The organism is Scytonema sp. NUACC21 (assembly GCF_054684315.1).
Genome location: NZ_BAAFZH010000072.1, coordinates 35,128 through 48,464, shown reverse-complemented (window position 1 = coordinate 48,464; position 13,337 = coordinate 35,128). Strand labels below are relative to the sequence as shown.

The window sequence follows — 13,337 nt, the reverse complement described above, 5'->3', positions numbered from 1 at the left end:
TAAATATGACAGCACTATGTCAAAGCGAGGAAACCATCCATTTTGGATGTTCAACTGTAGTTTCACGCAAATATACTCAGAGATTCTTTAAGCTATCCGCGTGCATTACGTATATCTACGGATGCAATAATCTCCCCAACTTCTTCATAATTGATCCCTAAACTCAATAACAAAGTTCCTTTTGACAAATTTATTTTTACTGGAACAGGTGCGACATCTACCTCAAAGCACTTTTTATACTTTGTGTTTACTCAATAACAAATATGGCTAACTTGGAACCAGTATCTATTTTTCTGGTAGAAAACAATTTACCTGAACTGCGGCTAATTCAGCGCATTCTTGCCAAAGCTAAATTGCCAGTTTCTTTGCAATTTGTAGAAGATGGATTTACGGCTGCGTATTACTTATCAGAGATTGGACAATATGGTAGAAAAAACTACTTCTCGTTACCAGAACTCATATTGTTGGCAGATATTATAATACCAGGTATGAGTGGTATTGAGTTAGTGACATGGATCGAGCAGCAACCTCACCTCAAAGACATACCTGTGGTGGCAATGATTAGTTCTGCAAGTCCAAGTGAAGTGAGTCAGCTAGAAAGTATGAATGTTCAGCATTTTGCCAAACCTGCATCGATAAATGATTGGCAAAAAATTATCAAAAGGCTCGTATCTTTAGTGTCTGCTCTTAGAGTAGAGCGAAGAATAGCTTGACATCTCCCCTACTACTCAAATAGAACTGCTATATATAAATAAATGTTGAGATGCTCTCGAACCTACCAACCACTACCACTAACCACTAACGGCTATCCACTACCAGCCCTAACGCCAAGCTGGTTTATTCACCCTGACTGACTTACTGAAAAGACAAATTCTGATAAATTAAGGAAGAACATTTATAGACCATAGCTGCACGACTTCCTACGCCTAACTTCGTAAATATCCGACGTAGGTGAGCAGAAACAGTCCACTCGCTAATTTGGAGTTGCTTGGCAATATGCTTGTTTTGTTTTCCTAATGCAACAAGAATCGCAATTTGAAGCTCTCTTGAAGTGAGAATACTTGTTAATTCCCCATCTTTTTCCGAAACAGTTGGAGTTGGTTCTGCTTGAAAAACTAGATATCGTTTTTGATTGAGTTCAAAGTGAGTCACTTCTTGAAAATTGACAGATTTTACTTCCTTGTCATTGCAAGAACTAGAGCGAATGCAAATTAGATAGTATTTATTTTCTAAATAAATGAAGCCAATACTATCAAAAAATGTATTGACATCTAAGCCTTGAAGAGACAAATTCATATCATGTGACTGGCTCATAAATTTCCCCGACAATAGCTATTTATTCGGACTAAAGCTACCGACGCACCCAAATTGTTATGGCTTTGTAACCAATAATAGACGTGCTTAAAATGGAATTAGTTACTTGTTTGTTTAATGCAAGTTTCCTGAATTTACTCATTATATCTAAGTAAGAAATTACAATTTTTAAAAAACATTACTAAACATAACTCTTCTTGGCAAACAATTAAATAAAATTAAATTGGCGTGAAATGTACTAGCTAGTTCAAATAAAAACAATAAAACATATATATATCAACCATTATCAGAAAAAATACTCTTCATCTTTCACGCTCACATTGCAATAACACACCTCTAAATATGTCTAAAAATTAACATAGTTATAGATTGGGAGTAGCTGGAAATAAGCTCCAGATAATCTGTTTACCCATATCAAATTAATATTAAGCAATATTTCTAACTCTATAATTTGAAACAATTTAAGCCAACTGTAGAATTTTTTACTTATCTTAATTTTGTATAATTGTATATCGCTATTTCCTTTGAGGAGGTGGTGCCTCTAACGAGTCGCAGTAGATTTTTACCGAGAACCAAAGCCTCTTGTTGGGATGATAAACCCAAAAGCCTGATTTTATAAAGTTCAAGGCCTGGATGTAGCCAAGGTCCATCTGTACCAAATAAAACTTTTCCTGCGCCTCCTCGCTTGACTGCTTGCTCCAAATAGTCAAACCGCCGTACTCCTGACGTATCCGTATAAACATTAGGTAAACGAGCTATTTGGTCAATAACCCTCAAATGAGCACGCCAATCATCAGCGAAACTACCTAAGTGGGGAATGATAAAGTTAACATCAGGATATTCACTGGCTAGGAGTTCTACCAAATCTGTTTCTCCTGTGGGGTCATAGAGAATCGGAAGGTGAAAGGTTCTGGCAACTTCGCAGAGTTCGCGGGTTGCAGGACCATCCATTCGGTGGGCTTTGATACCACAAAACCCCCACTGGGTAACGGCTTGTTCGATTAACTGAAAAATTCGTCCTTTGTCGCGTTGAGCATGGATGGTTGCAAAGCAGAGAAAGCGACCTGGATAACGCCGTGCAATGCGGGCGGTATTGGCGTTGGCGTGTTCGTAGTTGCTGTGGAAGGGTGAGAAAATGACAGTTTTGTCAATTCCAGCAGCTTTTGCCCGTTTGAGGTAAATTTCAATAGGTGCGTTAGTATCCCAAGGACCTCTGAGCAGGTCACCTTTTCCCGCGTGACAGTGACAATCAACAATCATTTCCGTACTCCGCCAAAAATTGGATAATCGTCTCAATCCCTTGAAAAAAGTTAGGCAAGCTCATTTTCTCATTTGGGGCATGGATGTCATCGTCAGGAAGCCCAAAACCCAGGAGAACAATTGGTACGCGTAACCGCCGATATAATTGCTCAACCAAGGGAATTGTGCCGCCACTGCGGGTAAATACAGGAGCAACTCCCCAAGTTTTTTTCACAGCTTGGACTGCTGCGGCTATTACTGGATGGTCTTTGGGTAAAAGAACAGGACGCGCACCTCCTGTGATTTTTAAGTGGCTGCGAATGGCGGGATGGGTCAGAGATTGAACGTAGCGCTGAGTAAGTTGGGCAATTTTTGTGGGGTCTTGGTTCGGAACTAGCCGGATACTGAATCTTGCCAAGCCTCGACTGGGAATAACAGCTTTACTTCCTGATGCAGAATACCCCCCGGTGATACTGTTGACGGTCAGGGCGGGGCGAATAGTTATACGCTCGTATAAACTGTAACCTGCTTCCCCCCAACCTAGAGGTAAGTCGAGGTCATGCAAAATTTGTTGGTCACGTTTGCAGCAGCAGCGAATCCTTTGGCGTTCTGTTGGTTCTAATTGTTTAACTTGTTGATAAAAACCGGGAATGGCAACTCGTCCTTTACGGTCATGGAGCCCGGAAATAATGTCACTTAACGCCTGGAGGGGATTGAGGACAGCACCGCCGTAACGTCCAGAATGGAGGTCGTGACGCGGTCCAGTTACGGTCAATTCACACCAGAGATTACCCCGCAAACCATAGATAATAGATGGGCGATCGCGACCTAACATTTCTGTATCCGACACCAGGACTGCATCTGCCTTTAATCGAGAAACTTCCCGCTTCAAAAAAGCCGAAAGGTTGGGGCTACTGATTTCTTCTTCACCCTCTAACCAAACCTTAATATTTAAAGGTAACTTTCCCGTAGTTCTCAAGTAACTTTCAATGGCTTTCAAGTGAATAAAAAATTGTCCCTTATCATCACTAGCGCCCCGCCCATACAGATTTTCGCCGATGATAGTAGCTTTGAAGGGAGGAGTTTGCCAAGCTCTTAGGGGGTCAACAGGCTGGACATCGTAGTGACCGTAAAGTAAGAGGGTGGGTTTTCCAGGTGCGTGTAACCAATCCCCATAGACACTAGGTAAGCTGCCTCTAATTCCCGGTAAAATTTGTACGTGGTGCAATCCCAGTTCTGCTAAGTGACGCCCTAACCATTGGGCGCAAGCTTGCAGGTCGCGGCGGTGCTTGGTCTGGGCGGAGATAGTAGGGAAGGCAATAAGTTCGGACAGTTGGGAAAGCCAGCGCGATCGCTGTTGGTTGTGGCGGCTGTAAGATAAAGGTGCAACAGCTAGAGATGTAAAACCCAGCATAAAATTTCTGATTGGGTCGAGCAATTCAACAATGCAAGATTACAAAACTTCAAACAAATATTCAGATTCTTGCAACTTACCTCCGATCTGATTTGTTGTGCGAAATCCTCTGCGTTTGGCATAACGAATTGATGCTCCCTGTTTTTCAAGCCTTGAGTGCTTGCTTGTCTTAGTTTGGGGTTTGTCTTGTTTGTTTGTAATTAATACTTGGTATTTGCTGGGATCGAGACCAAAACGACGCATATGTTGCACGTGATGTTGTAGTCTATCCTGTAAGTTGTTTGTCTCACCGCTATACCGGGCTGGGCTAGTGCAAGTTTTATTCCATGCGATCGTATAATTTCCTCCTTTGCCCCATAACTTGCTATCCTGAGATGCACTCAGCAGATTCCGGTATCCACCACCTAATACAGGTGTAGTTTCAAAATCTACTAGAGTCAATGGAGTTTCAAATAACCACTTTTGCTGATTCATAATTTATACGTAGAAACGTATTTTGTGATTGGGTAAGCAGTCAAATCTCGCCCTAAAATCGTTCCGGTAGGGATTTGGATATGTCTAATACTGGATCTCTTCTCATCCCACTTGGCGGCGCACCCGGTACGTAAATATTCCGTGGTGGCGGTGTCGGGCGAGTCATCCGCATACCTTCCTCGCTGGAAATCCATTCTTCTGAAGCTTCTGCAATCCGATACAACAGAGCCTCGAAATCTGTGCGGTTTTTCTTGAGAATGAAAGGTTCTGCCAGCCAGCGAATAATTTCTCGTCCGGTAACAGCCATGCGATTCATAGTGCTGGCGTGGACTGATTCGTGGAAATATTGCCATAGCACCAGTTCAATCAGTTCCCAAGCGTTATCAGCACCAAATTGAGCACGCACGTCTGGCGCTTCCAGGACTTTAAAGGCTTCGGCTAATGCTTGAGAAGTTTCTACTCGCAGGACGTTGATGTAGCCATAGGAAGAGTTTTTCAGATTGTTGCGTAAATCTAATCCTGCGCGACGGACGATCGCAATTGAACCAAAGGTAGGGTCTGTGGCTCGTTCTCGAATCACTTCGCTGATGCGTTTGTCGCGCCAGTATTTGGCAGTTTCGGCAATGAAGTGGACGAATAAACCGTGAAACTGTGGGTTAGGGCGGGCGTTGGAGCCCGGATCGACTCTCGTGTATCCAAAGACACGACGGTAAGCCCGCAAGCGATCGCGCTGGCGATAACGGAGAATATTATGCTTATCAAAGCGGTAGAGCCCGTAAGCTCCTACACCACTGGAAATTCGCAAGGTTCCAGCCCGGAATAACTCTTGCAGTTTGTTCAGCACTCGGAACACACCCAAAAATTCGTGAATGCAGATATAGTAAAGGTCGGCAGTTGCCAAAATGCGATCGCTGGTAACGGTATCATCGTAATCAACTACACCCCTTGATATCTGCGTATCGCCTAAATTTCCAGGAGCATCTTTTCCCAAACCAATTAAGTCAGCCAGCCCACCGTCAGCAGGTGCTCCTTTACCATTTTGTGTTTTGTAATACTCATTAATCTGCTCGTCAACCTTGCGATTGAGAATTTCCGCTAATTGAGGATTAGCTATCAATTCCGGACCTAAATTTTTAATTGTTTCTTCCAATAGCGCCGCCGCTTGGTCGTTGCGCTTGTCATACTCATTTGTTGTTGGCATAAGAAACTCCCTATTGTCTTGAAATTAGAACTCGCGATGTGGCGATTCTCGATTAAGCAGCTAGCTCGGCTAAAGCATTCAGTTGACTTAAAAGATTATCCAAAGCCCAAGTGACTCGTTCGTTGGAGAGAATTTGTTTGAGGGTTGATTGACTGGAGGAATTACTGGCAACAATGGTTTTGAGATGGGCGACAATAGGAGCGATCGTCCAAAATAAGCGATCTGCTTGATCGGTAACAAAATCGATGCCATAGGTACTCTCCAAAGCACTGGGAGCTTCTGTATTTGAGTATCGATCTAACCAGTCAATCAAGTCACTGACAGTTATATTGGGTAGCCAAGTCCCTAAGAAGGATGGATCGGGACGGCTACTTTGACTACGTCTGTCAAGTTCCAAAATTGCAGGTAAATCCAGCGCTGTAAACAAACTAGCGCGAGAACGTCTTTCGTTTTCACTCAAACCGACTGACTCTAAGGCATTGCTAAAATCTAGGTTAGCTTGGGCAACTATTGGTAACAAAACTCTGGCGCGATCGACCCTGATACTTAAAGAATCCCAACGACCAGATTTTTCTGAATTGTAGTACCTCGCCCAAGCTTGACTGAGGGTTTTGAGATAAGATTTGAGTAATTTAAAGTTGGTTACTTGCTCTTCATCTTCAATTGTGACTGCGAGACGGGGGTTGTTCAGGTATGCCTGTTTGCCAAATTCACTCACGTATTCATCCAGGGAGCGCAGATAAGACTCTACTCTTGACACTCGCGGTTCGTCTGCTCTGCGAAACTCTTCCACTAGCACGTTAATTTGCGAGCGAATCAGTTCCCTCAAAGATTCAACACTTTCCTTATCTGCTTGGGGTGAAAAATATTCAATGTCTGCCAACACCTTCAAGGCATCAGCCATATTGATACTAACTTGACGATAGAGAATTGCTTGCTCTGTTGAAACTTCCGCCAACAAACCCATACCTTTATAGCCATTAGTTGTGTAAGTTGGCATGGTAGCCACTGTGCCATAACCGTTGTCGGGAAAAGCAGTATTGAGAGCATTGATAAAGTTAGTTGCACCTTTACCAGGCGTGCGCCCTAAAACTTGGTGAATTGCTCTATCGACTATGCGTTCCCACTGGTTAGAAGTGTTAGTTGGACTAGATTGCACGGAACCGTTATCATAAGCAGTTTGTTGATTACCTGCATAGCGTTTAAAACTACTCAGAAGGTCGCTCAATAGCAAACCATTTTGTCCTTCGGCATCGCCAACGGGATTAATAGCTTTAGTTGCATAAAGTTGCGCCATCAATCCTCGACGTAACATCTTAGATTGTTGAGCGTAAGTACGACTTAGAGATAAATCATCTATTGCCATAGGTTAAATTTTTCTCCTTGTAATTACAAAGAAGACAGGAGACGTGGGAGACATTGCAGAATTTAACGTGCTCTCTGAACAGTGTCGGTATCCGCCAGCCTACTGTAGAGTGTTTCTAGTTCATTGTGGATACCAAAGAAGTTGGCAAAGGTTTCTGGCTCGCCGGGAGTCACTCGATCGCAAGACTCGTCTTTTTTCCTCGCGTCGTCTACAAACTTGTGAACCGCTTGTCCCCAAGATTGAATTAATTGCTTAGTTTGTTCCTCGGTTAAATTAGGGTCGCGATCGCTTAACAGGGCTTCTGTCCAATTTATCAAATTTTGAGAGCATGAGAGCCTTCTTAAAAATTGTAACAATAGACTATCCGAAGAGATGATTTCTATTTCATTGGTTAGGTCTACTATCTCATCTTCAACTACTTTCAAAGAGCGGTCAAGCTGATTATTAAGATTTACAATCTCCCGAACATCTGCTGATTTATCCGGAGAAAGCAGAGCTTGAATTTTTAAGTAACCATTCACTAAATCTACTCTTCTGCGGAGTTCACCAGTATCATTGTTCAAGGTTTTTTGAAGCTCATTTTTTACAGATGTGGTAATTTGTCCGATAGGAGTGCTAGGATAATTAAGAGTAGCAAAAGCTACTTTTAGCTTTTCATAAATCTCTCTATCTTCTTGTGTTAATTCTGCCATTTTATCTCCTCCCTAAGATGCGGTAAAAATTATCAGTAATTGCTTGCGGTGTTGCCAACTGGCGATCTAAAGCCAACCGCGCAGCACTAATCATGAAACGCACGGGCACAGTTACGGGGTCTTGTCCAACTGCCAACCGCCGCGCTGCTAAGTCCACCATCTCCATTTGCGCTGGACCGAACTTGACCACTTGTGCTAAAGACTTATTCGCCAACTGGTTGTAGGGCTGGAACACCATTGTATCTACAACCATTTCTGCCGCCGGAAAGAAAGTTTTCATGAACGCGGGGGGAATGTCCTTGGGAGTGAGACGGGGATAAAGGCGCTGCCAAACCCGTGTTAAATCGCCAGCCATCTTCTCAAATCCCAACCGCCGTAGCAGAATCAGGTTGATGAAAACCCGCAGATAAGGGGTGGGATGGACAGACAAAGGACTAAAGCGTACTGTACTGGCAGGCGATCGCCCCACTACATCCATTAACGATTCTATCGCCGCCGGACCGCCCAAAACCAGAGCAAACATATCTGCCATTGTTTCTTTATGCCACTGTGCCCAGATGCTGGCAATCTCAGGAGAAAATTTTCCTTCAGCAGTCAGCCGTTGGTAGACGCGGGCGGGAATTTCCTCCCACAAACCCAAATCTGCTTGGAGGTTGTGAGAGACTTCATGCAACACGCTCGATAATGCCCAGACATTATCTAAACGATGTTGCGGCAACACAATCAAAGGGAAAAGGTTAGGGTGATGGCGTAGCCGTCGCAGGGGAACTCCTCGACGAAAAGTCGCGGGACTGAAGCCCGAATTGGCATAGCTAAAAGGCAACAGGTTGGGGGTAGGTTGAGCCGTGCCTAAACCCACATAGAGGTCTTCATAACAGTTAGCAGCAATTCGGTCTACAGATCGCAATTGTTCAGCAAAACTAGATAAGCGCTGGACGAACAAGTCAAAATAAAAGTCCCAAATTCCTTCTATATAAAGAACGCGATCGCTGACCTGGTGTTTGCGTTCCAATAGCACTTGCAACCGTTCTGTAGTTGGTTCCCTGCGAGCAGCATTAGCCGCCGCTTCCACCCAACGCGCCATTTCCACCACTTTGCTGCGGAATTTGTCAATAAAGCGGTTAACCGCCTCAATGTGTGCCTCACTTGGAGCCACCGAACCTGTCCCAAATTCATTCTTGGTAAAGGGTCGCAGAGATTTGGCATGGCGCATCAGGTTGATCGCTTGGATATTAAGCCAGTTGTCCAACAATTGCAGCTCGCTAGAAGTTGCTGACCCCTTGAATCCATTCTTCCGGGCAGAGGTGGCTCCTTCTGGAGTATTCTTAATAGTCGAGACTGGTGGCGTTACCATAATCAGAGCCTTCCTCTTGAAGGGTACTTCAGCGAGCGGGGCGAGCGCAAGTCGGGCATGAACCAGCCGCAGCTCGGCGGGGGTTAGGGGGTGCAGTGCGATCGCGTAATACGGCGTTGCGAACCATCGCCCGTTGCACCCGTTGGGGATTGCTCAATACTCGATTGGTAGCATTTGCCATTGCTTTGATAGCTGTGGCACTGTTGATTGGTCTACAGAGCTAGGGAATGCAAGTTAATGTTAAAGCTTTTCTATTATCTAGCATCAATAGCAATTCTAATAATTTCAGTTAAAGAAATCTCACGCAAAAATTGATTGACGCTGTGGTAAGGGATTTTGCGCCTTTTGTTTGCTTGACACTCCCATACTTATGAGCTAACCGCCTGTAAATGTTAGTGGTTAGTAGCAAGACAACTACCAACCACCGATTGCTAACTAATAACTGGTAATCAATCCTCTAGAACGCTGTTCTTGCTCTAACTTTAGCAAAGCCTCAACTCTTGCTTCCGTAGAGGGGTGACTGGAGAACAAGCTGCTGAGGAACTGCCCGGAAAACGCATTTGTAATCAAAAGTGGTTCAAAAGCTGGGTTGGCGTGGAGAGGAAATTGCTTTGCTGTCGCTTCCAAACGTTGCAATGCACGGGCTAAAGCACGAGGATTCCCCGTCAATCTCGCAGAACCTTCATCTGCCGCATATTCTCGCGTGCGTGAGATTGCCAATTGGATAACTGTTGCAGAAATTGGGGCAAGAAATACGGTTAGTAGCAAACCCAAAGGATTTGGTCCGTTGTTGCGATCGTCCCGAGAATATGGAGCATACCAAATGCTGTAGCTGACAATTTGGGCGAGGAACGAGATGGCTCCTGCAATTGTGGCAGCAACAGCCTGTGTCAGGGTGTCGCGGTTAGCGATGTGAGTTAATTCGTGGGCGATAACACCTTCGAGTTCATCTTCTGGCAGTAAATTCAAAATGCCTTCAGTCACTGCAACTGCAGCGTGTTCCGGATCGCGCCCCGTGGCAAAAGCATTGGCGGCTGGGCTGGGAACGATATATATTTCCGGGAGAGGTAAATTAGCGCGATCGCACAATCGCTGAACCATTTGATACAATCCCGGTGCTTCTTGTGGTGATACTGGCTGTGCGCGGTATGCTGCCAGTGCAATCTTATCTGATTGATACCAGGACAATAAGTTGGTCGCTGCTGCTAGGGCAATACCCATGATGATACCAGTGGTACCACCTATTACCCAATAACTGATAGCAATCAAAATTGCACTCAGTAAACCCAGTAAAGCTGCGGTTTTAAATTGGTTTCTCATATTTTGGTCTCCTTGTCATGCTGCATTTTCACACGCAATAACTTGCTAACCACAGCATTACTTAAGCCACAGTCCAATTTTATCAACCCAAACACAGATTCAGGTGGTAGAAATTTTGCCCCTATTCGGTACGGGTTTCCCAAATTCTCTCTGGAAGACTCACCAAAATTTGCGATCGCCAGTTGATCTCTACCAATTGCTAGATGCACAAAGCTCAATCACAAACCCAATATCTAAATATCTTAAAAAATAGGTTTTGTTGGCTCAATAGCCCCTTGAAATTCTTTGGCTCCAAGTACACAAAGTGACTTTTGCCAGAAAAGTAGGAAACGCAGGAATACAAGAAAAATTAGGGAAAGTAGAGGATTAAAAAATCTAGATAAAAAGAACTAAAAATTAGTCGTACATATCTAAAAAATGATAAAAATTATTTATTTTGGAGCAAGAAAAAAAGTATAAAATTGCGCTAGTAGATTATGTTCTAAAATAGGCAATGGCACAGAACGTAAACAAAACAGGGTTGCTACATAAGGTTGGAAGAATTTTGCAGGAATTTGTAGAATTTATTTTCAGCCCTTGGTTCCATCGTGCATCTGTCAAATCTTTACAACGACGGGTTGATTATCTTGAGCGAAGAGTCTATGAAAGTCTACCAAACACAGAGCAGCGTCTGGACTCGCTGATTCAACATTGTCAGCAGCAGTTCGCATTTTTGCAAAATAGTACGAAAAATCAGCTAGATAAGTTTGTAGAGTATGACCTACGTCAGCAAGTGTTGGAAGTCCTGAAAGATCAAACACACATTATTCTTCAAAGCATAAAACCAACTGTTGAAGAATTAATATCCGAGCTAGAACAGAAGAAGTATTTAGAAGAAAATGGAATCGGCACAGATATTCAAGCCAAACAACACAAGTTGCAGGAATCTCTAGCACAAATTCAACAGCTGAGTACGTTGCTTCCAACTCTAGAAGAACACACAGCAGCTTGTTTGGAAGCTGGACACTGGCTACTAGTTCATAAAGAAGAATTAGCACAAGAAGTTGCTAGCGAGTTGTTAGGTAGCCAACATCCTCAGATAGAAGTATTTCGCTGCCAGCTCAGTAGATATTTAAAGCTGCTGGGAAGTTGTTTAGAAAATGGGATTGAACCTCATCTGCTGTATCAAGGAATTATAACCCATCAGCAACCATCAATCGAAACTTATTTACAAGCATTCAAATTAATTGAAGATCGCTACATTCCTAATTGGGAACACTCATCGCAAATCTCAACCAAAGCAGCTGGGGAACTGAGAAAATATTTCCATTACGTGACAAACTATGTCATGACAGCTTTACTCTGAGTTGAGATGAACATTCGCAATCCAATCGCTGTATCTTTGGGTGCTGTAGCAGGTGCTTTGAGCCGATACTACATAACATTATGGTTCGCCCAACGCTTTGGACCGAATTTTCCCTACGGCACCTTTTTTATCAATATCAGTGGCTGCTTTGCTATGGGGGTTTTCACAACCCTGGCTCTCAATAAGGTATCAATTATTTCTCCAGAAATACGGTTATTGGTAGCAACTGGGTTTCTGGGAGCCTACACAACTTTCTCTACTTACGGTTTAGATACTATCACCTTGTTAAATCGTGGCAATTTGTTAAAAGTCAGTTTCTATTGGGCAGGTAGTGCAATACTGGGAGTGGTTAGCGTTCTATTAGGAACTGTTTTAGCTAAATTTTGGAGGTAGAGAGTTGTTATGGCACAGACCGCTGATAGGGAATAGTTGGTGCGACAGTAACACAATCATTAGTACACGAGCACTAAATGGGCGTTCTGCCGCTATGCTGTAGCAAAGCTATCGCAATCAACGTCTATTTTTTCTCACTATATAAAAGAATATTATGTCTATTTCTAAAATAGAAGCGAAGCAATTGCTAGAACGGTTAATTTTTGAGGATACACCTTCTCAAGAATGGGTACAGGATGTTTGGGAATTTAGCCCAACACTGGGAGACAGCGCAGCAAAATTGTTAGAGATGTACGAAGCCTTGATTGATTGCTGTCCTGAAGAGAAGTTGGAGAATTTGCTGCAAAGCTATTACCAAGAACGCCTTGGGTAAGCCCTAACAAACGAAAGTAAGACTTCTACGGGTGCCTTGGTAGCGATCGGTTTTTTATTTTTGTGATACTTCCCAAGACAAAATAGGTGCATTTATCTAAATTGTATGCTATATTTTAGGATAGGGCATATAATTTTGATTTGCATCTTGTATCATAGCCCTGAATATGGAGAGGTGGCAGAGTGGTCGAATGCGGCGCACTCGAAATGCGTTAATAGGGTAACCTATTCGTGGGTTCAAATCCCACCCTCTCCGTTTTTATTTGCTTAATTGCGGCTGGGCTGTATCTCGCAATGGCATTTGGTCTGGGAGTTAACATTATCAACGATCGCCCAACCTATTGGGTGCGGTTCCTCACTTGGTTTTTTTCAACTCCCCTGTTGCTAGTAGATTTAACTTTCTTGGGAAGAGCAAGTCTACCTATTACAGGTAGCTTAGTGGGAGCAAATGCATATATGTTAGCCACTGGTTTTGTCGCTACAGTAACGCCAAAGCCGATGAGTTACATCTGGTATATCGTAAGTTGTGCTGCTTACATTGCCATTGTCTATTTGCTCGTACAGCCGTATCGTATTGAAGCAGAACGCCAACACCCCAGGTCAAAGCAAGCATTCCGCAAGTTAATAACAGTGCATCTGGTGCTGTGGTCACTTTATCCAATTGTTTGGATTCTCAGCCCAGAAGGTTTCAGAACTTTTGGTCAAGGTTCTGAGACGATGTTTTACACACTGCTAGATATTGCGTCTAAAGTTGGTTTCGGTTTTCTATCGTTGAACACGCTGCATACTCTAGAACAAGCAAGAGAACCAGCAAGAGAAACTCAAATGTCTTATTGATAGTAGTTAGTGGTTA

General features: G+C 43.4%; 16 protein-coding genes and 1 tRNA gene. 6 read left to right on the top strand and 11 right to left on the bottom strand.

The genetic code is table 11. The features are described from left to right. Positions 1–263: 263 nt before the first annotated feature. Positions 264–713: a response regulator gene (locus ACYRY3_RS13885; protein WP_460202239.1), complete on the top strand. Its 450-nt coding sequence runs from the start codon at positions 264–266 to the stop codon at positions 711–713. A gap of 142 nt (positions 714–855) precedes the next feature. Here ACYRY3_RS13885 and ACYRY3_RS13880 read toward each other — a convergent pair whose 3' ends face one another. The 11 genes from ACYRY3_RS13880 to ACYRY3_RS13830 form a co-directional block, all read right to left on the bottom strand. Further along, positions 856–1,314 (bottom strand): response regulator transcription factor, encoded by a 459-nt coding sequence (locus tag ACYRY3_RS13880; protein WP_460202238.1) that lies wholly within the window; start codon positions 1,312–1,314, stop codon positions 856–858. A 486-nt stretch (positions 1,315–1,800) separates the two neighbouring features. Next, a complete protein-coding gene (locus ACYRY3_RS13875) occupies positions 1,801–2,574 on the bottom strand; it encodes an amidohydrolase family protein (RefSeq protein WP_460202237.1) in 774 nt (257 codons plus the stop codon). Continuing rightward, positions 2,564–3,967: a dipeptidase gene (locus tag ACYRY3_RS13870; protein WP_460202236.1), complete on the bottom strand. Its 1,404-nt coding sequence runs from the start codon at positions 3,965–3,967 to the stop codon at positions 2,564–2,566. Before ACYRY3_RS13870 ends, ACYRY3_RS13875 begins: the two co-directional genes overlap by 11 nt. A 39-nt stretch (positions 3,968–4,006) precedes the next feature. Next, entirely contained in the window at positions 4,007–4,441 is a 435-nt protein-coding gene (locus tag ACYRY3_RS13865; protein ID WP_460202235.1) for a hypothetical protein, read from the bottom strand. A 52-nt stretch (positions 4,442–4,493) separates the two neighbouring features. Next, positions 4,494–5,642, bottom strand: coding sequence for a hypothetical protein (locus ACYRY3_RS13860; RefSeq protein WP_460202234.1), 1,149 nt, complete (start codon positions 5,640–5,642; stop codon positions 4,494–4,496). A 52-nt stretch (positions 5,643–5,694) separates the two neighbouring features. Then, complete coding sequence (locus ACYRY3_RS13855) at positions 5,695–7,008, bottom strand: hypothetical protein (protein ID WP_460202233.1); 1,314 nt, start codon at positions 7,006–7,008, stop codon at positions 5,695–5,697. A 62-nt stretch (positions 7,009–7,070) separates the two neighbouring features. Next, positions 7,071–7,700 (bottom strand): hypothetical protein, encoded by a 630-nt coding sequence (locus ACYRY3_RS13850; RefSeq protein ID WP_460202232.1) that lies wholly within the window; start codon positions 7,698–7,700, stop codon positions 7,071–7,073. Position 7,701: 1 nt separating this feature from the next. Further along, entirely contained in the window at positions 7,702–9,054 is a 1,353-nt protein-coding gene (locus ACYRY3_RS13845; protein ID WP_460202231.1) for a hypothetical protein, read from the bottom strand. Positions 9,055–9,082: 28 nt separating this feature from the next. After that, positions 9,083–9,235, bottom strand: coding sequence for a hypothetical protein (locus tag ACYRY3_RS13840; RefSeq protein WP_460202230.1), 153 nt, complete (start codon positions 9,233–9,235; stop codon positions 9,083–9,085). Positions 9,236–9,489: 254 nt separating this feature from the next. Further along, on the bottom strand, positions 9,490–10,374 hold the full coding sequence (locus tag ACYRY3_RS13835) for a zinc metalloprotease HtpX (RefSeq protein WP_460202228.1): 885 nt from the start codon (positions 10,372–10,374) through the stop codon (positions 9,490–9,492). Continuing rightward, complete coding sequence (locus tag ACYRY3_RS13830; protein ID WP_460202227.1) at positions 10,371–10,583, bottom strand: hypothetical protein; 213 nt, start codon at positions 10,581–10,583, stop codon at positions 10,371–10,373. The genes ACYRY3_RS13835 and ACYRY3_RS13830 overlap by 4 nt, the downstream gene beginning before the upstream one ends. Positions 10,584–10,867: 284 nt before the next feature. On the opposite strand from ACYRY3_RS13830, the gene ACYRY3_RS13825 reads away from it, so the two are divergent. From ACYRY3_RS13825 to ACYRY3_RS13805, 5 genes are all read left to right on the top strand, one after another. Continuing rightward, positions 10,868–11,719, top strand: a complete 852-nt coding sequence (locus tag ACYRY3_RS13825) for a hypothetical protein (protein WP_460202226.1) — start codon at positions 10,868–10,870, stop codon at positions 11,717–11,719. A gap of 6 nt (positions 11,720–11,725) precedes the next feature. Beyond that, positions 11,726–12,112 (top strand): fluoride efflux transporter CrcB, encoded by a 387-nt coding sequence (gene crcB, locus ACYRY3_RS13820; protein WP_460202225.1) that lies wholly within the window; start codon positions 11,726–11,728, stop codon positions 12,110–12,112. A 154-nt stretch (positions 12,113–12,266) separates the two neighbouring features. Beyond that, positions 12,267–12,485, top strand: a complete 219-nt coding sequence (locus ACYRY3_RS13815; RefSeq protein ID WP_460202223.1) for a hypothetical protein — start codon at positions 12,267–12,269, stop codon at positions 12,483–12,485. Between the two features lie 168 nt (positions 12,486–12,653). Continuing rightward, a tRNA-Ser gene (locus ACYRY3_RS13810) sits at positions 12,654–12,740 on the top strand. Next, on the top strand, positions 12,716–13,321 hold the full coding sequence (locus ACYRY3_RS13805; RefSeq protein ID WP_460202222.1) for a bacteriorhodopsin: 606 nt from the start codon (positions 12,716–12,718) through the stop codon (positions 13,319–13,321). The genes ACYRY3_RS13810 and ACYRY3_RS13805 overlap by 25 nt, the downstream gene beginning before the upstream one ends. Positions 13,322–13,337 lie beyond the last annotated feature (16 nt).